General features: G+C 61.0%; 18 protein-coding genes and 2 pseudogenes. 7 read left to right on the plus strand and 13 right to left on the minus strand.

All coding sequences use genetic code 11. The annotated features are described in order from the left end of the window. Window positions 1-3 precede the first annotated feature (3 nt). From PSV26_RS03130 to PSV26_RS03170, 9 genes and pseudogenes are all read right to left on the minus strand, one after another. A complete protein-coding gene (locus PSV26_RS03130; RefSeq protein WP_300567609.1) occupies window positions 4-843 on the minus strand; it encodes a CoA ester lyase in 840 nt (279 codons plus the stop codon). Window positions 844-857: 14 nt separating this feature from the next. Further along, window positions 858-2,222: an MmgE/PrpD family protein gene (locus PSV26_RS03135; RefSeq protein WP_300567611.1), complete on the minus strand. Its 1,365-nt coding sequence runs from the start codon at window positions 2,220-2,222 to the stop codon at window positions 858-860. Window positions 2,223-2,238: 16 nt separating this feature from the next. Further along, entirely contained in the window at window positions 2,239-3,414 is a 1,176-nt protein-coding gene (locus tag PSV26_RS03140) for a CaiB/BaiF CoA-transferase family protein (protein WP_300567614.1), read from the minus strand. 11 nt (window positions 3,415-3,425) lie between these two features. Next, complete coding sequence (locus tag PSV26_RS03145) at window positions 3,426-4,583, minus strand: acyl-CoA dehydrogenase family protein (protein WP_300567617.1); 1,158 nt, start codon at window positions 4,581-4,583, stop codon at window positions 3,426-3,428. Window positions 4,584-4,634: 51 nt separating this feature from the next. Beyond that, the gene (locus PSV26_RS03150) at window positions 4,635-5,417 is read right to left on the minus strand and encodes an enoyl-CoA hydratase-related protein (RefSeq protein WP_300567620.1); all 783 of its coding nucleotides are present in this window, start codon (window positions 5,415-5,417) and stop codon (window positions 4,635-4,637) included. A 39-nt stretch (window positions 5,418-5,456) separates the two neighbouring features. Next, complete coding sequence (locus PSV26_RS03155) at window positions 5,457-7,442, minus strand: acetoacetate--CoA ligase (RefSeq protein WP_300567623.1); 1,986 nt, start codon at window positions 7,440-7,442, stop codon at window positions 5,457-5,459. Continuing rightward, complete coding sequence (locus tag PSV26_RS03160; protein ID WP_300567626.1) at window positions 7,435-8,661, minus strand: CoA transferase; 1,227 nt, start codon at window positions 8,659-8,661, stop codon at window positions 7,435-7,437. The genes PSV26_RS03155 and PSV26_RS03160 overlap by 8 nt, the downstream gene beginning before the upstream one ends. Before the next feature lie 14 nt (window positions 8,662-8,675). Further along, window positions 8,676-9,464, minus strand: a complete 789-nt coding sequence (locus tag PSV26_RS03165) for an enoyl-CoA hydratase-related protein (RefSeq protein ID WP_300567629.1) — start codon at window positions 9,462-9,464, stop codon at window positions 8,676-8,678. Between the two features lie 548 nt (window positions 9,465-10,012). Beyond that, window positions 10,013-10,318, minus strand: a pseudogene (locus PSV26_RS03170) (integrase core domain-containing protein); the annotation flags it as partial. 146 nt (window positions 10,319-10,464) lie between these two features. Here PSV26_RS03170 and PSV26_RS03175 point away from each other — a divergent pair. Beyond that, window positions 10,465-10,790: pseudogene (locus tag PSV26_RS03175) on the plus strand (integrase core domain-containing protein); the annotation flags it as partial. A 134-nt stretch (window positions 10,791-10,924) separates the two neighbouring features. Here the strand turns inward: PSV26_RS03175 and PSV26_RS03180 are convergent. After that, window positions 10,925-11,782, minus strand: coding sequence for an IclR family transcriptional regulator (locus tag PSV26_RS03180; RefSeq protein ID WP_300567631.1), 858 nt, complete (start codon window positions 11,780-11,782; stop codon window positions 10,925-10,927). Window positions 11,783-11,905: 123 nt separating this feature from the next. On the opposite strand from PSV26_RS03180, the gene PSV26_RS03185 reads away from it, so the two are divergent. The 6 genes from PSV26_RS03185 to PSV26_RS03210 all read left to right on the plus strand — a co-directional run bounded on the left by PSV26_RS03185 (window position 11,906) and on the right by PSV26_RS03210 (window position 19,178). Beyond that, window positions 11,906-13,636 carry an FAD-dependent oxidoreductase gene (locus PSV26_RS03185; RefSeq protein WP_300567634.1) on the plus strand — a complete coding sequence of 577 codons (1,731 nt, stop codon included), beginning with the start codon at window positions 11,906-11,908 and terminating at the stop codon, window positions 13,634-13,636. A gap of 20 nt (window positions 13,637-13,656) precedes the next feature. Next, window positions 13,657-14,415 (plus strand): glucose 1-dehydrogenase, encoded by a 759-nt coding sequence (locus tag PSV26_RS03190; protein WP_300567635.1) that lies wholly within the window; start codon window positions 13,657-13,659, stop codon window positions 14,413-14,415. 85 nt (window positions 14,416-14,500) lie between these two features. Further along, on the plus strand, window positions 14,501-15,694 hold the full coding sequence (locus PSV26_RS03195) for an ABC transporter substrate-binding protein (protein WP_300567638.1): 1,194 nt from the start codon (window positions 14,501-14,503) through the stop codon (window positions 15,692-15,694). Window positions 15,695-15,757: 63 nt separating this feature from the next. Next, window positions 15,758-16,681, plus strand: coding sequence for a branched-chain amino acid ABC transporter permease (locus tag PSV26_RS03200; protein WP_300567641.1), 924 nt, complete (start codon window positions 15,758-15,760; stop codon window positions 16,679-16,681). Then, complete coding sequence (locus tag PSV26_RS03205) at window positions 16,678-18,450, plus strand: branched-chain amino acid ABC transporter ATP-binding protein/permease (protein ID WP_300567643.1); 1,773 nt, start codon at window positions 16,678-16,680, stop codon at window positions 18,448-18,450. Before PSV26_RS03200 ends, PSV26_RS03205 begins: the two co-directional genes overlap by 4 nt. 17 nt (window positions 18,451-18,467) lie before the next feature. After that, window positions 18,468-19,178, plus strand: coding sequence for an ABC transporter ATP-binding protein (locus PSV26_RS03210; protein ID WP_300567646.1), 711 nt, complete (start codon window positions 18,468-18,470; stop codon window positions 19,176-19,178). 29 nt (window positions 19,179-19,207) lie between these two features. On the opposite strand, the gene PSV26_RS03215 is transcribed toward PSV26_RS03210, so the two are convergent. Genes PSV26_RS03215 through PSV26_RS03225 form a run of 3 tightly spaced genes read right to left on the minus strand, consistent with a single transcriptional unit; the run spans window position 19,208 to window position 21,019 of the window. After that, window positions 19,208-19,360, minus strand: coding sequence for a hypothetical protein (locus PSV26_RS03215; protein ID WP_300567650.1), 153 nt, complete (start codon window positions 19,358-19,360; stop codon window positions 19,208-19,210). 16 nt (window positions 19,361-19,376) lie between these two features. Then, entirely contained in the window at window positions 19,377-20,534 is a 1,158-nt protein-coding gene (locus tag PSV26_RS03220) for an acyl-CoA dehydrogenase family protein (RefSeq protein ID WP_300513644.1), read from the minus strand. Window positions 20,535-20,563: 29 nt separating this feature from the next. Continuing rightward, window positions 20,564-21,019, minus strand: a complete 456-nt coding sequence (locus PSV26_RS03225) for a MaoC/PaaZ C-terminal domain-containing protein (protein ID WP_300567653.1) — start codon at window positions 21,017-21,019, stop codon at window positions 20,564-20,566. Between the last annotated feature and the right edge of the window lie 2 nt (window positions 21,020-21,021).

Genomic DNA, 21,021 nt, shown 5'->3' on the forward strand with positions numbered 1-21,021 from the left:
AAATCAGGCGTTCAGGCCCGCGTCGCGCAGCACGGCGCGCGCGCGCTGGACCACCGGCAGGTCCACCATCTGGCCGTCCACGGCCACGGCGGCGCCACCGGTGGCGGCAAAGGCTTCGCAGACGCGGCGCGCCCAGGCGATGCGCTGCGGGCTGGGTGCGAACACCGCCTGCACGGTGGCCACCTGCTGGGGGTGGATGCACAGCTTGGCGCCAAAACCGAGGCGGCTCGAGCGCTCTGCATCCACCTGCAGGCGCTGTACATCATGAATGGCGGTGCTCACACCGTCCACCGGCGCGGCCAGCGCAGCCAGCCGCGAGCCCAGCACCAATTGGGAGCGGAAGGCCAGGAGCTCTATTTCCGCGCCGTCGGGGTCACAGTCGATGCCCAGGTCGAGCGCCAGATCGACGCTGCCAAAGGCCAGCCGGATCACGCCCGGCACGCGTGCAATGCTGTGGATTTCCTGAAGGCCGCGCGCCGACTCGATGATGGGCAACACGTCCTTGAAGGTGGTCTCGACCACGGTGCAGACGGCGTCTATGCCCTCGGCCTTGGGCAGCATGACGGCGGCCACGCCGGGGTGGCGGCACAGTTCGAGGTCGTCGTCGAACCAGGGCGTACCCGCGGCGTTGATGCGCACCACCAGCGGTGCCGACTCGTCAAGCGCTCCGGCCAGCGCGTCGCGCGCGCGCGCCTTCGCCTCGGGGGCCACGGCGTCTTCCAGATCGACGATGACCGCGTCGGCACCGCTGGCACGGGCCTTGGCAAAACGCTCAGGCCGGTCGGCGGGCACAAAAAGATAGGCGCGCGGCAGGGCCTGCAGGCCGGGGGTGCTGCCATTCATGCTCACACCCCTGCTCATGCCGCCAGCCAGCGGTCCATGCATGGCGCCTCGGCCACCGCCCAGACGCGTGCGATCAGCGCCTCCATTTCTTCCGGCTTAGCCCCCTTGCCGTAGGCCGCCAGGCGCTGGGCCTTGTCTTCGAGCTCGGGGCGCGTCAGGGTGTTCCCGGGGTCGCCCTTGGGCTCGTCAACACGCGCGCTTAAACGTCGGCCATCGCGCGTGGTGACCGTCACCTTGCCAATCCAGCGCTGCGGGTAGGCCTGATCGACCTCGGCGTCGAGCTGCATCGTAACCCGGTCGCGCAAGGCGGCCACGCGCGGGGCTAGGTAATGCTGCTCGAATTCGTTCAGCCCGGCGTAACCGTATTCGGCCGCCAGCGCGAGCACCGTGCCCATCGAGAACTTGGCCTGGTGTACCGTGGCCGGCACGGTCACGCGGCCCAGCACGTCGATGGCGCCTTGATGCACCTGGGTGGTCACCGCGGCGATGTCGTCGGCCTTGAGTCCATGCGTTTGCATCAACGCCAGCAGCGCGTCGGCGCTCGGGTGGGTGTGGCGGCACGAGGCGTGGTATTTGAACGAGGTTTCCGCCGTGGCCCAGCGCTGGCCCAGGCGGTCGGTCAGCCGCGCCGGGTCGGCGTCGCTCGACATGCCCGCCGCCATGCCCTGCGCGCCCTCCAGAATCTGGCGCGCCCCAGTAAAACCGCTTCGTGCCAGGTAGGCCGACGCCAGACCGCAGGATGCCGCGTGCGCGGTGTGCAGTTGCTTGGAGTCGGCGGCGTCGCGCAAGAATTCCCACAAGCCGGCGGACTGCGTGCCCGCGCTGCCGAAGGCATGCAGCAGGGTGGCGGCATCGAGTTTCAGCAAGCGCCCGGCGGCGGCGGCGGCGGCCAGCGTGCCGGCGGTGGCCGTGGTGTGGAAGATGCGGTAGTGCGAGCGGCCCAGGAATTCGCCGACGCGAATGCCGACCTCGTAACCGGCCACCACAGCGGCCAGGAACTCGCGTCCACTCGCGCCGATGTCCTGCGCGATGGCCAGCGCCACCGGAAACACCACCGCCGCCGGGTGGAACACGGAGCCGTTGTGCACGTCATCCTGCTCGGCAAAGTGCGAGGCCGCGGCGTTGACCATGGCGGCGAAATGCGGCGAAGTCATGCGGCGCGAGATCAGCACCTCGGCATGGCCGGAGTCCGGCCCCATACTGCGGGCGTAGGCCTCGATGGCCTCGACCGGCCGCGCGCCCTTGCCCGCCAGCGCGGAGGCGTACCAGTCGAGGAACAGGTCTTCGGTGCGGCGCAGCACCGGCGCCGGAATGCTGTCGAATTGCAAGCCGGCAGCAAAGGCGGCCAGCGTCGCGCTCGGGTTTGTATCCAGGGTCATGGCATCGATCTCGCAGTCAGATGGCTTGGTCCGCACGCAGCCGGACGATGTCAGTCTCGCCGTAGCCGAGTTCGGTCAGGATGGCTTCGGTGTGCTGGCCCAGCGCAGGCACCGGCCCCATGGGCGGCGGCTCGCTGCCCTGGACGTGGTGCGGCGGGTACAGCGCCGGCAGCGGGCCGCCGGGCGAACCGATCTCAGTCCAGCGCCCGCGCGCCGCGAGTTGCGGGTGCTTCCACAGGTCGGCCAACTCGTTGAGTTGGCCGTTGGCGATTTGCGCCGCGTCTAGCCGCGCCACCAGTTGCGCCGCGGTCAGGGTGGCGCAGACGCCTTCGATGATGCCGCGCAGTTTCTCGCGCTGGGCCAGCCGGTTGGCGTTGCCCAGGTACTGTGCGGTCAGCTCGGGCAACTGCAACACCTGGTTGCAGAAGGTGGCCCATTCGCGGTCGTGCTGCACTGCCAGCACCACCTGCTTGCCGTCGCCGCAGGTAAAGGGGCCGTAGGGGTAAATGGCGGCGTGCGAGGCGCCGGCACGCGGCGGCGGCGGCTGGCCGTCCAGCGTGTAGTAGAGCGGGAAGCCCATCCATTCGGACATGGCTTCGAGCATGGAGATTTCGAGCCGCTGGCCGCGCCCCGTGCGCCCGCGCTCCAGCAAGGCTGCCAGCACGCTGCTGTAGGCGTACATGCCGGCGGCGATGTCGGCAATCGACAGCCCGGCCTTGGATGGCTGCTCCGGCGTGCCGGTCACCGACACAAAACCGGCTTCGCTCTGGATCAGCAGGTCGTAGGCTTTTTTCTCGGTGTAGGGGCCGCCGTCGCCGTAACCGGAGATGTCGCACACCACGATGCGCGGGTTGACCGGCGCCAGGCTGGCATGGTCCAGCCCCATGCGCGCGGCAGCGCCGGGCGCCAGGTTTTGCACCAGCACGTCGGCCCGCTGCACCAGCTTTTGCAGCACGGCGCGGGCATCGGGATTTTTCAGGTCGAGCGTCAGGCTTTCCTTGGAGCGGTTGCACCAGACGAAGTGCGAGGCCGAGCCGTGGGCACGGGTGTCGTAGGCGCGGGCAAAGTCGCCCTCGCCCGGTCGCTCGACCTTGATGACGCGCGCGCCGAGGTCGGCCAACTGACGGGTGCAGAACGGCGCGGCAATCGCGTGCTCCAGCGTGACGATCAGCATTCCTTCCAATGGACGCATGGCAATTTCTTTCAGAATGAACGCGGCAACCCGAGCACATGCTCGGCCACGTAGCTCAGAATCAGGTTGGTGGAGATCGGCGCCACCTGGTACAGCCGGGTTTCGCGAAACTTGCGCTCGATGTCGTATTCGCAGGCAAAGCCGAAGCCGCCATGGGTCTGAATGGCGGTGTTGGCCGCCTCCCAGGAGGCTTTGGCGGCCAGGTACTTGGCCATATTGGCCTCTGCACCACACTGTTGGTGGGCATCAAACAGCTCGCAGGCACGCCAGCGCATCAGGTCGGCGGCCTCGGTCTCGATGTGGGCTTCGGCTAGCGGAAACTGCACGCCCTGGTTCTGCCCGATCGGGCGGTCAAACACGCGGCGCTCGCGGGCATAGCGGGCGCTACGCTCGACGAACCAGCGGGCGTCGCCAATGCACTCGGCGGCAATCAGGGTGCGCTCGGCGTTCAGGCCGTCCAAGATGTACTTGAAACCTTTGCCCTCCTCGCCGATCAGGTTCTCGGCCGGGATTTCGAGGTTGTCGAAAAACAGCTCATTGGTCTCGTGGTTGACCATGTTGCGGATCGGTTTCACCGTCATGCCCTGACCAATGGCCTGGTGCAGGTCAACGATGAAGATCGACATGCCCTCTGACTTGCGCTTCACATCCTTGAGCGGGGTGGTACGTGCCAGCAAAATCATCAGGTCGGAGTGCTGAATCCGCGAGATCCAGACCTTCTGGCCATTGACCACATAGCGGTCGCCCTGCTTGACCGCGGTGGTCTTGATCTTGGTGGTGTCGGTGCCTGTGGTTGGCTCGGTCACGCCCATGGATTGCAGGCGCAGGTCGCCGCTGGCGATTTTGGGCAGGTAGCGGCGCTTTTGCTCGTCGGAGCCATGGCGCAGCAAGGTGCCCATGTTGTACATCTGGCCGTGGCAAGCGCCGGCGTTGCCGCCGCAGCGGTTGACCTCTTCCATCACCACCGAGGCTTCGGCCAGACCCAGGCCGGCACCGCCGTACTCCTGCGGAATCATCACCGCCAGCCAGCCGGCCCGGGTCAGCGCGTCAACACACGCCTCGGGGTAAGCACGGGCGTCGTCAATCTTGCGAAAATACTCGTCGGGAAAGCGTTTGAAAAGATCGCGCAGGGCGGCGCGCAACTCGGGGTAGCGTTCTTGGTTGGTCATTTTCAGTCTCTAAAATTTCCCCGCCGAACCGCGCAGGACAAAAGTTACCGGTTAGCGGAATTTACTGAAGTCGGGCTTGCGTTTTTCAAGAAAGGCGCTGGCCCCTTCTTGCTGCTCACCCGTGCTGAAATAGTTCGGGGCCACTTCGGCGATCAGGTCGTTCATGTCGCGGCCCATGATGGGTGCCATGTGGTGGTAGAACGAGCGCTTGACAATTTTCAGGCAGGTAGGGGACAGCGACAGCAGCTCGTCGCAATACTTTTGCACTTCGTCGTCGAGCTTGGCCATGGGCACCACCGAATTGGCCAGACCCCAGTCCATGGCTTGTTGCGCGCTGTAGCGGCGGCACAGCATCCACAGCTCGCGCGCCCGCTTGTGGCCGAGCACGTTGGCAGCATGCGAGACGATGTAGCCGCCGGCTGGTGAGCCCACGCGGGGACCGTTCTGGCCGAAGATGGCGTGCTCGGCGGCAATGGTGAAGTCACAAAAATAGGCGATGTGGTGACCGGCGCCAATGGCATAGCCATTGACACGCGCGATCACTGGCTTGGGGCATTCGGCGATCTTCCGGTTGAAGTGGAACTCCAGGTCCTGCAGTCCGCTCTTGCCGCCCTCGCCTTTCTCCCAGTTGACATCACCACCGACGCAGAAGGCGCGCTCGCCGGTGCCGGTCAGCACGATCACGCCCACCTTGGGGTCGGCGGCCGCTGCAGCCAGCAGGCTCTCCATCTCCTTGATGTTGTCGCCCGTGAAGGCATTAAGCGTCTTGGGACGGTTGAGGGTGATGGTGGCAACGTATTTCTTTACGTCGTAAATGACTTCCTGATCGTTCATGGTGCTTCCTTGTGAATGAAAAAAGAGGGGTTGAAAAAATCAGGTGGCGCGCGCGGCACGGGCGCGAGCAAACTCCAGGAACCAGTCCAGGCTGGCCGGATCGGTCAGCGCATCGCGATTGACCACCTTCTCTATCGGGTGGCCGAGTAGCAGCTTCTTGATCGGCAGTTCGAGCTTCTTGCCCGTCAAGGTACGCGGCACCTCGACGATGGCAAAGACATCGTCGGGCACATGCCGGGGCGACACGGCGGTGCGGATGGCGCTCTTGATGCGGTCCATCAGCGGCTGGTCCAACGCCACGCCCGGGCGCAGCACGACGAACATCGGCATATAGCTCTCGCGCCCCAGGTATTCGAGATCGACCACCAGGCTGTCGAGCACTTCAGGCAGGGCCTCGACCACGCTGTAGATGTCGCTCGTGCCCATGCGCACGCCGTGGCGGTTGATGGTGGTGTCGCTGCGACCATAGATGATGGCCCCGCCGCGTGGCGTGATGCGAATCCAGTCACCATGCCGCCACACACCGGGAAACATGTCGAAATAACTGTCGAAATAGCGCTTGTTGCCGGGGTCGTTCCAGAAGTAAAGGGGCATGGACGGCATGGGTGCGGTGCAGACCAGCTCGCCCACCTCGTCCACGACCGGCTGGCCCTGCTCGTTGAAGGCCTCGACGCGCGCCCCAAGGCAGCGCCCCTGCATTTCTCCCACGACAACGGGCAAGGTCGGCACGCCGCCGACGAAGGCCCCGGCGAAGTCGGTGCCGCCGGAGATCGGGTTGATCCAGGCATCGCGCCCGACATGCCGGGTAATCCACTGGTAGCTTTCCGGGGACAGTGGCGAGCCGGTCGAGCCCACGGTGCGCAGCGGCCCCAGCGCGCCCACCTCGCGCGGCTCGACACCGGCTTTCTGGCAGGCCGCATAAAACGCCGCGCCGGCGCCCAGAAACGTCACGCCGAGTTCACCAGCGAAACGCCACAGCGTGGTGTAGTCGGGCCAGGCCGGGTTGCCGTCGTACAGGCAGGCCGTCGCCCCCACCAGCAAACCGCCCACCTGGCAGTTCCACATGATCCAGCCGGTGGTGGAAAACCAGTGGAAGCGGTCTTCGGGACCGAGGTCGTTGTGCAGGCGCATCAGCTTGACCTGCTCCAGCACGATGCCGCCATGGCCGTGCACGATGGGTTTGGGCAAGCCGGTGGTGCCCGACGAATACACCACCCACAGCGGGTGGTCGAAAGGCAGTGACTCGATGCGCAGTTCAGCCAGGCCGCTGACCACCTCGCTCCAGAGCACGCCACCGCGCAGCGCGCCCGCGCTGGCGCTGCGCTCCAGGTAGGGCAAGAGCACGCAGCGCTCGACGCTGGGCAGTCCGTCGAGCAGCATGGCCACGGTGTCGCGCCGGTCGAAGCGCTTGCCACCCCAACGGTAACCATCGACCGCGATCAACACCTTCGGATCGATCTGCCGAAAACGGTCCAGCACCGTGGGTGCCCCCATGTCGGGCGAGCACACCGACCAGATCGCCCCCACCGAGACGGTAGCCAGAAAAGCCACCACGGTCTGCGGGATATTGGGCAGGTAGGCCACCACCCGGTCGCCCGGCCCCACGCCCGCCGCGCGCAGCCATTGCGACAGCGCCGCCACTTCGTCTTGCAACGTGCGCCAGGACATGTCCGCCCGCTCGCCCGCTTCATTGCGAAACGCAATAGCCGGTCTGGCATCCGTGACGTGCCGAAATACCTGCCGCGCATAGTTGGTGCGCGCGCCCACAAACCATTGCGCGCCCGGCATCTGGCGATCGCTCAGAACCGGGCCATTCCAGTCGTCGAGCGGCAAGTCAAAATACTTGACGATGGCGCTCCAGAAGCCCTCCAGGTCATCCACGGACCATTGCCACAAGGCTGCATAGTCTGCAAAACGCAGGCCTTTTTCGCGTTCCAGCCATTGCTGGAAACGGGTCAACTCGGCCCCGGCGATGCGCTCGGGCGATGGTGTCCACAAAATTTCAGGGATGTCGATTTCACTCATTTTTTGCTTCGGCGACGGCTTCTTTGGCCGCTGCGCGCAAACGAACCACACCGGCGGTCGTCAGTTGTTCAATTTCGGGCAGGCCATAGCCCAACTCAGCCAGCACTGCAGCCGTGTGTTGCCCCAGCTCGGGCGGTGGCGTCATCGCATCGATCTTGAGCATGCCCGCCGCTGGCTGGGCCGGAAAAGGAATCAAGGGGAGGCCCGGCAGCTGCGGATGCTGGACAAAGCGTTGAGCCAACACCGGGTCGGCCATTGCCTCGGTGAGGGTATTCACCGGGCCGCAGGGTATGTCAGCGACGTCAAATCCATGCACCCAGGCTGCTGCGGGCCGGGTAAGGAAGATTGTTTCCAGCTCGGCCAGAAACGCCTTGCGGTTGGCAATGCGCGCGGCGTTGCGCTGATAACGCACATCCGTGAGCCACTCAGGTCGCTCAACGACGGCGCAAAAACGCTTGAAAGCGCCTTCATTCACCACCGACACGCTGAACCACGCACCATCGGAGCCGCGAAAGTGGCGGCTTGGCACAGCAATGGGCAGGTTGACGGAGCGCACGGGCTCGCGCTGCTCCACCGCCAACTCGCCAAACTTGCTGGCCATGAAATTGAAGATGGTGTCCACCAGAGACAGCTCCACGCGCTGGCCCTGGCCGGTCTGCTGCCAGTGCATCACCGCTGTGAGCACACCCAGGGCCCCGCACATGCCAGAGGCCACGTCGATGATCGGCAAGCCGATGCGCACGGGGGGATCGCCTTCTTCTCCGCTGGCGTAAAACGCTCCGGTCATACCCTGAACCACGCTGTCCACGGATGGCCTGAGCCGGTACTCGCCCTGCTCGCCAAAGGCGCTGACCATGTAGTAGATGATCGCCGGGTTGATCGCACGCACGTCCTCGTAACTCAATCCATGCTTCTCCGCAAAATCGGGGCGGAAGTTGTGCACCAGTACCTGCGCCTGAACAATCAAGCGCTTCAGTATTTCTCGTCCCTGCGGCGTGCGCAGATCCAGGGCGATGGACTCCTTGCCCCGGTTGCAAGTCATGAAAGCGACGCTGGAGTCGCCGTAAAACGGGGGGCCGAAATGTCGCCCGTCTTCCCCACTCAAGGCTTCGACCTTGATAACGCGCGCCCCCAGATCGGCCAGCACCATAGCGGCGTAAGGCCCGGCAATCAGGCGGGACAGATCAAGGACGGTGATACCACTCAGAACACCTTGCACGGCGCCGCTCCGTTTTACTTTTTGGTGAGGGAGCGGTTGCGGAAGGCTGCGATTCCGGCTCGATGCTCGTGCGTGTCTTCCAATATCGCCATGTGCGAGGACACCATGTCCAGGTGGGTCGCGAGCGCCATTGCCTGGCTTTGATAGACGGCGCGGCGAAAGAAGCGCAATGCTTGCTGTGGCTTGGAGGCAATGGTGCGCGCCATCTCGTAGGTGGCGGCCATCAGCTCGGTATCCGGAACCACGCGATTGACCATGCCGATGCGCTCGGCCTCTTCTGCCCCCACCACGCGCCCGGTCCAGAACAACTCCAGTGCGCGCGAGGTGCCAATCAGTCGCGGCAGAAACCAGGCACCGGCATCACCGGCCATCAGGCCAATGTTGATATAAGTTTCGGCCAGCGTGGCCGAACTGGCCATCAGCCGGATATCGCACATCAAGGCCATGTCCAGGCCGGCACCACGCGCTGCACCGTTGATGGCGGCGATTACCGGCTTTTCCATCCGCTCCAGCGTCAGCGCGATGCGATGCACGTGGCGGTAGAGGAAATCCTTGCGCTGCATGCTGTCCATTTCGCTGAACTTGGCCATTTCCTCGAAATCGCCACCCGCACAGAATGCGCGCCCGGCCCCCGTGACGACGATCACCTTGACGCTGTCGTCTGCTTCGGCAGACTCCAGCGCAGCACGCCAAGCATCGACCATGTCCATATCGAAGGCATTGAGCTGCTCCGGCCGGTTCAGAGTCAGTGTGCCGATACCGTCGGCATCAACCGCAAACAAGATAGGGGGTTCGACGGACATGGCAATCTTCCTTGGAGTGAAGTGGATGGCAAACAGGAACAACCGTCTCTGCCTGTCGGATACCGACCGGCTCGGGCGTGCGCTACCCAAGCATATTAACAGAACGGTTGTTAGTTAGGATTTGTGCGCAAGCCGGACCAGTAATCATTGAGCAGGTGTGACGGGGATGGATCTACCCGGGCTGACCGCGACGACCGGCCCCAGACACCCGCTACAGCGCAATGATCGGCCCCAGCACGGCCGTGAACAGATCCAGGACGACGCTTTCTTATTGCGATTAGCCTCGCGGGCAGAACAGTCCACACTCGACGAAAAAATTGCATTCTTTGCGACCATTTCGCGGGGCTATGCCGCCGCCAGCCTGTGGAGTCCGAATGTATAGCAGCGTCAGTATCTTGCTGGCGCCGTATCATGGGCTGGAGTGGACAGGCACGCGGGCGCTTTGGCTACCGGCGCATTCACGACCTGCGGCGTCCTGAGTTACCGGGGGTGAACCACAAACGTATCTATTGAATCGCCCCGGGTTTGCGGAGGCCCGTTGGGTTAAGTCAGACCGATATTGCGGCGTGACTGGCGAATTGCCGATAGTAATTTGCTTCAGCTTCGGCAGTGGGAATGTATCCGATGGGCTCCAGCAGTCGGTGGTGGTTAAACCAGGACACCCATTCGAGTGTTGCAAGTTCCAGCGATTCCTTGGTCTTCCAGGGCGCCCGGCGGTGAATCAATTCGGCCTTGTACAGGCCGTCGATGGTTTCGGCCAGAGAGTTGTCGTAGCTGTCACCCCGACTGCCTACCGAGGGTTCAATGCCAGCGTCTGCCAGCCGCTCGCTGTACCGAATGGACACGTATTGGGCGCATTCAACCGGTCGTTGCAACACCTTAATCATGGAGGTGTTTATGGGGCGACCCGCAGGGTGGATGCAGAAGTTGACCGGGCGAGGAGCGATGCGGTCGCCGGGTGCGCCGTCGCTTCGACGAGAACTGGAGCGACAGTTCTGGGAGCAGGTTGCTGGACCGCGCTGCCATCTTCCGGGGTTATCCATTGGCTGCTCGAACCGACAACGGTCCGGAGTTCACCAGCCGAGCATTCATGGCTTGGGCGCAAAGCCATGGCAGCCGGCAGTTCCTGATCGAGCCGGGCCGCCCGATGCAGAACGGCTATATTGAGAGCTTCAATGGCAAGTTCAGAGACGAGTGCCTGAACGAACACTGGTTTGAAACGCCACATCAGACCCGCTCAACCATTGCCATCTGGAGGCGGGACTACAACGAGGTCAGGCCGCACAGCAGTCTGGGTCGCAACCACCGGCTCAATTCGCCGAGTAGCATCGCCAGCACGCTGGCGATGCTACTCAATCCCAATCAACCACAACGGAAATCAATTAACCTTGCGACCTTGGACTTCTCTACTTTGACTTGGTAGGGCTACAGGGGTCAAGTCAGAATAGCCGCAATGGCTATCACCCAGCAACCACTTTGCCTGAACGTATGGCTTGCACCTGCGTATACCCAAGCCGTCTGGAGATAGCAGTGGTGCAGGAATGCAGGGCTTTTGCCACTGGGCCATTCCAGTCGGGGTCAAATGTGCCGGTGGGACCCATGATCGTTACCGCCAGGGCGATGTTGCCCGAATAGTCAAAAACCGGCGCTGAAAACGAAGCCACGCCAGGGGTTGGATGATTCACACCGCGTGACAGGTGACGAGCACGCGTTTCATCGATTAGGTTTTCAACCACCTTCGCATCCAGCGGATGTGCAATGTCCGGCCCAAGCCTGATGCAGTCGTCCTTGAGCATCTTGTCGATGAGCTGCCTGGGCAGGTATGCCGAAAACACCCTACCGGTCGCGGTGTTCGCCAGCGACATGACCGTGCCCGTGCGGATGTTGGTATGAACGGGATAACTGGCGTCGATAAGCCGAACAATGGTCGGACCCAAATTGCCCCAGACCGCCAACGCAACGCTATGGCTGGTCTCGTTGGCCAGCGCCTCTGCAAAAGGTGTGGCTTCCCGGATCGGATTGAGGGTCTGCAAGCTGGTCAAGCCCAGCTGAATGGCCATGGGCCCGAGCAGGTAATAGCCCGTGACGGGATCCTGCGCCACCAGACCGATTTTTCCGAAGCTCACTAGGTAAGGGTGGATCTTGCCAGAGGCCATGTTGGCTGCCTTGGCCAAATCGCGCAGCGCCATCGGTCGAGGATCAGAGCACAGGACTTTGAGGATCTCCCCGCCGACTTCAATCGACTGAATACCTCGTCGCTCGCGATCCCGGGCCGGCTCAGAGTGGTCCTCGATGTGGCTTGAGGTGGTCTTAGGCATGAAAGGAATCATATCCGTACATTATTCAACAATGATTAGCTCGTTAGCGTGGGGTATATCCCTAGTTTATATTTAGCGCATACAGCATATCCTAATCATAATTTCGAGGGCGGCGACAATCGCATGCTCACCTTTGTTTTGGAGATGTCGATGTCAGTAGCGCAGCAAGTGGAGTGCGACGTTCTCGTGATCGGGTCCGGCGCGTCAGGAATGTCGGCGGCGATCACCGCCGTGAGCCGTGGGCTCAAGGTCATCGTGGCGGAGAAGGCCCCGCATTATGGTGGAACCACCTCCCGCTCAGGCGGATGGCTCTGGGTGCCCAACACTCACTTGGCGAAGGCCATGGGGCACCATGAGTCTCCTGATCAGGCGCTGACCTACATCAAAGACCAGGCTGGCGAGCACTTTGACGAGGCACGCACCCGCGCCTTCCTCAATCATGGTCCGGCAGCGATCGATTTCTTCATGTCGAAAACGGCCGTGCAGTTCGACATGCCGTTGACGTTCCCCGATTACCATGCTGAGGCGCCCGGTGCTGCTCAAGGTGGCCGCTCGATGGTGACCCGACCCTACGATGCTCGGGAATTGGGACCGCTGCTAAAGACCTTGGGGCCGGTGTTGCCTGAGTTGACCGTGTTTGGCCTGACCATCGGATCGGGCAAGGAAATCATCCACTTCATGCGTGCCAGTCGCTCGCTTGAGTCTGCCTGGTATGTGACCAAGCGCCTGACCAAACACTTTGGGGAGGTGTTGACCTATGGTCGGGGCATGACGCTGACCAACGGCAATGCTCTGGCAGCCCGTCTCGCAAAGACAGCCTCAGACATGTCCATCCCGGTCTGGCTGTCTTCACCTGCTGTTGAATTGTTGCGTGATGAAACCCATGTCACTGGTGCGGTGGTAGATCGCGAAGGCAGCCGGGTCAACGTCAAGGCCAGGCTTGGTGTGGTGTTGGCCAGTGGTGGAATTCCTCACGATGTTGAACGCATCAAAAAAGTGTATCCGCATGCGCCCAATGGGATGGAGCATTGGTCTCCGACCCCTTCAACCAACCAGGGAGATGGCGCGCGGATGGCTGAAGCGGTAGGAGGCGTTTTTGACGATTCGCTGCCCAATGCCGCCGCTTGGACACCAATGTCTCTGGTGCCTCGCAAGGACGGTAGCACGGGCATCATGCCCCACTTCATTGACCGCGCGAAACCGGGTGTGATTGCCGTTGCCAAGTCTGGCAAGCGCTTCACAAACGAGGCCAACTCTTACCACGACGTCGTGCAAGCCATGGTGCAAGTGAGCAAGGGGCAGGATGAGACGGCCGTATATCTCATCGCTGACCATCGTGCTATCCGTCGATATGGTTTGGGCTTTGTCAAGCCCTTCCCGATGCCGATGGGGGAACACTTGCGCAACGGATATCTGAAAAAAGGACGCACGGTCGCCGACTTGGCGCAGCAACTCGGGATCAACCCGGGCGCGCTGGAAGAAACGATCCGTGAGTACAACGATCAGGCCAGGTTCGGACGGGACCCCCAGTTCGGCCGAGGCAGCAAGGCCTACAACCGCTATCAGGGAGACGCCTTGCACGGCCCCAATCCCTGTGTCGAACCGTTGCAGTCCGGACCCTTCTACGCGATTAAGCTGGTGCCGGGTGACATTGGTTCGTTCATGGGACTCAAGACCGATGCGCATTCCTGCGTCATCCAAGCCGATGGCGTGGTAATCCCGGGGCTTTACGCGGTTGGTAACGATGCCGTCAGCATCATGGGCGGCGAATACCCGGGTGCAGGCATCACGCTGGGCCCGGGCCTGACGTTTGGCTACATCGCGGCCAACCACATTGCCGACCAGGCCAGGTAAAAGTTCATCAGCAAAAAAACATGATTCCTCAAAACCTACTTGGAAAGGTTGCCTTCATCACGGGGGCCGGGCAAGGCAATGGGCGCGCCATTGCCCTCGGGTTGGCCGAAGCGGGTGCCCGCGTGGTTGTGACCGACATGAATGAAGCAAACGCTGCCGAGACCGCAGCACTCATTCAGGGCAAGGGCGGCAAGGCCTACAGCTTCCGCCTCGATGTCACCGATGCAGACGCTTGCAAGACGCTAGCCCAAAACATTGAAGCCACGGTCGGATCAATTGACGTTCTCGTTAACAATGCGGGCATCATCATCCGTGAGGGTGTGGACAGCCCCAACGCGGCCAAGAACCTGCAACAGGTCATGAAGGTCAACCTGGAAGGCACCTTCAATGTGACCCATGCCTGGCTGCCATCGCTGCGCCAGACCCATGGAACCGTGGTGAATGTGGCGTCGATTGCGTCCTACGCCGGTCAGGCGGGCAGTCTGGGCTACTCGCCTTCCAAGGGCGCCGTGAAGATGCTCACGCAGTCTCTGGCGGCCGATCTGGCGAAGGACGGCGTTCGCGTCAATGCAATTGCACCCGGGGTGATTGAAACGCCCATGACCGTCGCCACGCGCTCCGACCCGGCCAAGCTGGAGAAATTTCTGATCCGCATTCCCATGGGCCGGGTGGGCAAGCCGGAAGAACTGGTGGGTGCCGTAATTTTCCTGGCGTCGTCCATGTCCACCTACGTGACTGGTGTGACCATACCGGTCGATGGTGGTTTTCTGGCCATTTAATTCCCTTTTTCTGCCATCAGTGGTCTCGCACGCAGATGGTTTACCCAAGGCGAGCCAAACCTCTAATTCCACAAGGAGACTGTTTATGAAAGTTATTCTAATAACACGCCGTTTGGCAATTGCTGCTGCTGCGTCCATGCTGTCTATGGCAGTGGCTGCCCAGAACATCAAGCTGGGCTTCAACGGTGACCTGTCAGCCTCGCCCTCTGCACAAAGTGGTGCGGCCGGCGTGTTGGGTATCCAGGCTGCCATTGAAGATATCAATGCCGCCGGTGGTGTGCTGGGCCGGAAATTGACGCTGGTCATTCGTGACGATCAGTCCCAGCCTCCGAGGTCAATCCAGAACATGAGCGACCTGATCGACAACGAGAAGGTGGTCGCTGTGTTCGGCCCCACCAACTCCGGCAACGCGATGGCTTGGAAGAATATACCGAACCAGAAAAAAATCATATCGATGGGCATGATAGGAGGTGGTACTGACATCACCAGGCCAGTGAGCGCAGGCGCGGACAACTACATGTTTCGTGTGTCCATGGTGGACCGTGAACAAGTGGCGGGGTTGATGGCTTACGCCAAAAAGGTGGGCTACAAAAAAGTGGGGCTGATGGCGGAGACCACAGGCTTTGGTCAGGGTGGTCTCAAAGATATGCAGGAAATTGCCACGCTACAGGGCATCGAACCAGCCGCCACCGAGCGTTTTGCCGTGGCCGACACCGACATGACCTCGCAACTGAACAAGATGAAATCGGCCGGCGTTGATGCGATCATTGTGTGGGCCCAGGGTACACCCACCGGACAGTTGATGCGCAGCATGGAAAAGATCAACTACTTCCCGGCGGTGCTGTCTTCCTGGGCAGCGGACAACGTCACTTTCTACGATGCCGCTGGCAAGACACTGGCAGAGAAACCGATCTTCATGCGCACCATGGTGATCGCCGCTACGCCAAAGCAAAAAACCTTGTTTGATCGCGTCAAAGACAAGTTGGCTGCACCCAGCGCCTTCCCGTTCACGGTGCATGGTTACGACGCCGTCCAGTTAATCGCCGCTTCGATCCGCCAGGCTGGTGGCACCGATGGTGAAAAAATGCGCATTTCTCTTGAAGACTTGAAGGCACCTGTCGAAGGCGTGATGAAGACCTACAACAAGCCATTCACCAATATACAACACGAAGCGCTGACTGCTGCGGATTTCGCTTTTGTAAAGTGGAGTGGCGGTCAATTGACGCAGCATGCCGACAACGTCATCAAGTCATTGACCGCAGCCGACTTCAAACGCTAATCAGCGATGCAATGGATGTCTGCGAAACGGGTGTTCCGCAGACTTTGATTCAGGAGATCTAGGATGGGAATTGCCCTCTTACAGGCGTTGATCAGTGGGGTCGCCGTTGGAAGCGCCTATGCCTTGGTGGCGCTGGGCTTCAGCGTCACCTTCACCACCACCAAGACGTTGAACTTCTCTCACGGTGAGTTCGTGTCAGCTGGCGCCTTTGTGGGCATGACCATTCTGTTTCTGGCTTTGGGCAAACCGCTGACATCCACATCGTTCGGTGAATTCGTGCCTGGCGCCGGCTCACAAGCACTTGCCTTGGCGGCGGCCTTGGTGGTCATGGGCCTGGCCGGGTGGTTGCTGTACGTCCTGGGTGTCCGTCCGTTTGCCGGAAAACCGGGTATGTCCTGGGTCATGAGCACACTGGGCTTTGGTGTGATTCTTCAGAGCGTCGGTCTGGCGATCTGGGGTCCCAAGCCGGTGGTGGTGCCTGGCCCGCTGGGCGATGAAGTGATACGTATCTTCGACGTGGGTATCCGCCCTCAGGAAGTCCTGATGCTTGTCGTGTCAGTGGTGATCATGATCGCGTTTGACCATGTGATGCGCAAGACCATGATCGGCAAAGCCATGCGTGCCGTGGCCCAAAATTCCAGCGCGGCCAGCCTGATGGGCATCAACGTCAACATGATGATGATCGGTGCGTTTGTAATCAGCTCTGCCTTGGCGGGGTTATCAGGATTTTTGCTGGCACCCATTGCGCAGGCTTCCCTCTTCATGGGCCTGGCCGTGGGCCTGAAAGGGTTCTCTGCGGCCATGGTCGGCGGTCTGAACAACGCCCGGGGCTGTGTGGCTGGTGGGTTCGTGCTCGGCGTACTCGAGTCGATGGTGAACCTGTGGTCGGCACAGTGGCGAGAAGTCGCCATCTTTGCTCTGGTGATCCTTGTGTTAGCTTTCCGACCGACGGGTTTGTTCGGCAGCAAAATGGTGGAAAAAGTATGACCGGCCTGAAGCATCTGCTGGGCGTTGGTGCTGCTGCCCTGGTGTTGGCTGCGGCGGTGGGTCAGCTGTCCAACGATTACTACCTGCGCATCGGTTTCATGATGTGCGTTTACTACCTGTGTGCCGCCGGCATGAACATTCTGGTGGGCTATGCAGGGCAAAAATCGTTGGGGCAAGCTGGCTTATTTGCGGCCGGTGCCTACGCAGTGGCACTGTTGACCACCCGTACGGAAATGAGCGGCTGGATGGCGCTGGCCTTGGCTACCGTGATTTCAGGCTTGTGCGGTGTGTTGATTGCGTTGCCGTCCCTGCGTGTGAAGGGCCCCTACCTCGCCATGGTGACGATGGCGTTCGGCATTGTGGTCGAAAAGCTCGTCTCCGAATGGACAGACGTGTTCGGCGGAGCCATGGGCATCTATGGCATCCGTCCTCTGACCTGGAACGGTTCTCCTTTGACTATCCAGCAGTGGGTCTGGTTGGGCCTCGGGCTGTCGGTGGTGGTGCATTTGTTGCTGCGCAACCTGATTCTGGGTCGCTTTGGACGCGCACTCCTGTCGCTACAGGCGGACGAGATCGCTGCCTCGTCGGTCGGGGTTCGAGTCTACCGCGCCAAGGTTATCGCCTTTGTCGTGGCGGCGGTCACGTGCGGCATCGCGGGCGCGCTGGTCGCGCAGCAGAACCAGTACATCAATTCAGACTTCATCACCTTTCACCTGTCCATCTTCATCTTGTTGCTGGTCCTGTTTGGCGGTGTGGGTTCCATGTACGGGCCGCTGGTGGGGGCCGTGGTGTTGACAATGATCGATGCGCTGTTGGCACGGTGGCCTTCGGTACAGCACTTGGTCTACGGCATCTTGCTGCTGTTTGCCTTATACGTCATGCCGGGTGGTGTAGTCGGCTTGTTCAACCAGTTGTTCAAGCGTAAGCGTCATGCAACCGTTGTGAAGACCACTCCTGTCGTTGACAGTAACTTGGCCATGCACTCCAACGACAAGGGCGAACTCCTCTTGGTCGAGGGCGTCAGCAAGTCCTACGGCGGGGTGAAAACCGCACAGAGTGTTTCGTTCCGTCTGCAGCGCGGACATGTACACGCGCTGATCGGGCCCAACGGCGCTGGCAAGAGCACGATGATCAATATGATCACCGGCATCGTCACCCCTGATGCAGGCGTGATCAAGTTTATGGATCGGAACATCATCGGTAAGAACGCCCATTACATTTGCTATCTAGGCATGGGGCGGACGTTCCAGAACCTGCGACTGTTTAGTGACCTGTCCGTCCTGGACAACGTCATCCTGGGCCGCCATTCCCGCATGAAAAATGGATTTTGGTCTTCTCTTTTCGCCTTGCCGAACGCCCGAAGGCAGGAAAACGCCGCGAAGATGCACGCACTGGCCGTGTTGAGCCTGGTGGGCCTGGCCCATTTGAAGGACGCGTCGGCTAGCAGCCTGCCCTACGGATTGCAACGCCGTGCAGAATTGGCCCGTGCGCTAGCCACTGAGCCCAAGTTGCTGCTGCTGGACGAACCTGCTGCTGGCCTGAACCCCCAGGAGACCGCCGAGCTGGGCGAGTTGCTAGTCAAGATCAGCCGCCTGGGCACCACGATCTTGATGGTGGAGCACCACATGGACCTGGTGATGGGTATCTCGGACCACGTCATTGTGCTGGACTACGGCATCAAGATTGCCGAGGGCAAGCCAGTCGATATTCAAAAAAACCCCAAAGTCATCGAAGCGTACCTGGGCGGCGATGCCCTAGCGGCTACCTGAACGTCAAGGACCGTCACATGCTCAAACTTGAATCCGTCCAAATTTCCTACGGGGCGATCCAAGCAGTCAAAGGCGTCAGCCTAGAGGTGAAGGCTGGGGAGATCGTCACCATCATCGGCGCCAATGGCGCCGGCAAAAGCACTCTGCTTAGAGGGATTGTGGGGCTTGAGCCCTTGCAGAGTGGTCGCATTTACATCGATGGCAAGGACTGCACTGCAGTGCCACCCCACAAGCGGGTGGGACTGGGTGTTGCTTTGTCGCCCGAGGGCAGAGGAGTGTTTCCGGATCAAACCGTGCGTGAAAACCTGCTGCTGGGTGCCTATTCCCGGCAAGGTAATCTGGCGCGCACCAGGGTACTGATTGAACGCGAGTTTGAACGGTTCCCGCGCCTAAAGGAGCGTGCCAACCAATTGGCGGGGACGCTTTCAGGTGGTGAGCAACAAATGCTTGCGATCTCCAGGGCACTCATGAGCGAGCCGAGGTTACTGCTGCTCGATGAGCCTTCCTTGGGTCTGGCGCCGCTGATCATCGCGGACGTCTTTCGCTCGATCCGGTCTCTGCATGAGTCTGGGCTGACCATTCTGCTGGTGGAACAGATGGCCAACCAGGCACTGGCAATAGCCGACCGAGCTTATGTATTGGAAACGGGTAAAGTCACCTTGCAGGGATCAGGCCACGAACTCTTGAGAGATTCCAAGGTTCGAGCCGCCTACCTGGGCGCAAGCTGAAGCGGTCGATCCGGCGTACGGGCTTGTTGTTAAAGATCAGTCTTGTTACGTCCGGGCTGAAATAGTGACGTGTCGGATCCGCTCCGTTTTTTCACGTCGATTGCACCGAGACCGATTTCAGCCATCATGAAGACGGCATGAGTCTCGTTCGCCCAGATGTCATCACATTCGATACGTTCCATGTCACTTGTTTCCGTTTCACAGTCCCATCATCTGGGCAATGATGTTACGCTGGATTTCATTGGAACCACCGCCTACGGGACCGATGCGTGAGTCGCGGAAGAAGCGCTGCATGTCGTGCTCCATCATGTAGCCCGCGCCGCCCATGATTTGCATACCGAGATTAGCACAGGCAAAGTCATTGTCGGTAGAAACCACCTTGGCCATGGCTGTTTCGATGCGAGGCTCAATACCTGAGTCCAGCATTTCGGCCACGCGGTAGGTCATCAGGCGCGTAATCTCGGCCATGATGCGCATGTCGGCAAACTTGTGAGCTACCGCTTGAAAGCGCGTGATGGGCTGACCAAACTGCACGCGATCAATCGCGTAGTCCTTGGCATAGTCGATTACGTGCTGCATGTTGCCCGCACCGGCGGCGGCCAGGCACATGCGCTCCATATTCAGGCACTTCATGAGGCCGCGCCAGCCTTTGTTCTCCTCACCGATCAGGTTTTCAGCAGCCACTTCGACGTTGTCAAAAAAGACCTCCGTGGCGCGCGTGCTGCGCCGGCCCAAGGTGTCGAGCATGCGGATGGACACGCCTTTGGCGTTGGTGGGAATCAACAGAATGCTGATGCCGAGGTGCCCCTCTTGGGGGCTGGTCTTGACGGCGGCCACGAGATACTGCGCCACGTGGGCGCAGGTGATGTAGAGCTTTTGCCCATTGACCACATAGCTGTCGCCCCGGCGCTCGGCGCGCGTGGTGATGGCTGCCGCGTCGGAGCCGGCGCCAGGCTCGGTCAACGCTATCGCCATACGGATGCTTCCGTCCATGATGCCTGGCAGGTAGGTGCTCTTGAGGTGTTCGCTGCCGTGCAGCGCGATGTGCTGCCCAGCGTAAATCACGGTCGTCAGGTAGGCCGTGGCCATGCTGGCGTAGTGGTAGGCCATAGCCTCTACCAGCACTGCCAGGTCTTTGTGGCTACCGCCGGAGCCGCCCACTTCCTCAGAAAACGGCAGGCTCATCCAGCCGGCGTCGGCCAAGGCTCGATAGGCCTCGAAAGGGAATTCGCCTGCGCGATCAAGTTCGCGGATTTTTTCTGGTGACATCACGCCCTGCAGCAAATCCAGCACCGAGTCACGGATTATTCGCTGATGTTCGGTGAGGCCAAAAGTGTTCCAATCTTGTCGTGCCATGGGAAGTTTCCTGATTGCTAAAGTTGGCTTTAAGCGCGCTCACCGCGAGCTCGTACTAAGGTGGCGAAGAGGCCGGACTGAACCAAATCGCCTTTTTGATTGAGGATTTCCATCTTTCGCTTGACTACACCAGCCTGGCCGTTGGAAGCCAGACGCGTCTCGGCCACGCTCCAACGCAGGCGGATGCGGTCACCGAAAAATACCGGAGCATGAAACTGCCACTGCTCCATACCCAAGAAGGCCAATGCCGTACCTTGCAACTGACCTGCTACGGAAGACAGGCCGGTGGCCACCGACAGAACCAGCAGACCGTGCGCCACGCGTTGACCTATTGGGGTGTTGCGAGCAAATTCGGCATCGGTGTGCAGGGGATTGGTATCGCCCGATAAGGCGGCGAAAGCCATCACATCAGCCTCGGTGATAACGCGCTCAGACGTGAGCACAGGTTCGATGCCGGGTCTAAAGTCTTCGAAGTACCAGCTCATGA

The organism is Polaromonas sp. (genome assembly GCF_029945685.1).
Lineage (GTDB): Bacteria > Pseudomonadota > Gammaproteobacteria > Burkholderiales > Burkholderiaceae_C > Polaromonas.

Coding starts and splice junctions, on each gene's coding strand:
- PSV26_RS03130 (WP_300567609.1), bottom strand. CDS start 843: ATGAATGGCAGCACCCCCGGCCTGCAGGCCCTGCCGCGCGCCTATCTT.
- PSV26_RS03135 (WP_300567611.1), bottom strand. CDS start 2,222: ATGACCCTGGATACAAACCCGAGCGCGACGCTGGCCGCCTTTGCTGCC.
- PSV26_RS03140 (WP_300567614.1), bottom strand. CDS start 3,414: ATGCGTCCATTGGAAGGAATGCTGATCGTCACGCTGGAGCACGCGATT.
- PSV26_RS03145 (WP_300567617.1), bottom strand. CDS start 4,583: ATGACCAACCAAGAACGCTACCCCGAGTTGCGCGCCGCCCTGCGCGAT.
- PSV26_RS03150 (WP_300567620.1), bottom strand. CDS start 5,417: ATGAACGATCAGGAAGTCATTTACGACGTAAAGAAATACGTTGCCACC.
- PSV26_RS03155 (WP_300567623.1), bottom strand. CDS start 7,442: ATGAGTGAAATCGACATCCCTGAAATTTTGTGGACACCATCGCCCGAG.
- PSV26_RS03165 (WP_300567629.1), bottom strand. CDS start 9,464: ATGTCCGTCGAACCCCCTATCTTGTTTGCGGTTGATGCCGACGGTATC.
- PSV26_RS03180 (WP_300567631.1), bottom strand. CDS start 11,782: ATGCCTAAGACCACCTCAAGCCACATCGAGGACCACTCTGAGCCGGCC.
- PSV26_RS03185 (WP_300567634.1), top strand. CDS start 11,906: ATGCTCACCTTTGTTTTGGAGATGTCGATGTCAGTAGCGCAGCAAGTG.
- PSV26_RS03190 (WP_300567635.1), top strand. CDS start 13,657: ATGATTCCTCAAAACCTACTTGGAAAGGTTGCCTTCATCACGGGGGCC.
- PSV26_RS03195 (WP_300567638.1), top strand. CDS start 14,501: ATGAAAGTTATTCTAATAACACGCCGTTTGGCAATTGCTGCTGCTGCG.
- PSV26_RS03200 (WP_300567641.1), top strand. CDS start 15,758: ATGGGAATTGCCCTCTTACAGGCGTTGATCAGTGGGGTCGCCGTTGGA.
- PSV26_RS03205 (WP_300567643.1), top strand. CDS start 16,678: ATGACCGGCCTGAAGCATCTGCTGGGCGTTGGTGCTGCTGCCCTGGTG.
- PSV26_RS03210 (WP_300567646.1), top strand. CDS start 18,468: ATGCTCAAACTTGAATCCGTCCAAATTTCCTACGGGGCGATCCAAGCA.
- PSV26_RS03215 (WP_300567650.1), bottom strand. CDS start 19,360: ATGGAACGTATCGAATGTGATGACATCTGGGCGAACGAGACTCATGCC.
- PSV26_RS03220 (WP_300513644.1), bottom strand. CDS start 20,534: ATGGCACGACAAGATTGGAACACTTTTGGCCTCACCGAACATCAGCGA.
- PSV26_RS03225 (WP_300567653.1), bottom strand. CDS start 21,019: ATGAGCTGGTACTTCGAAGACTTTAGACCCGGCATCGAACCTGTGCTC.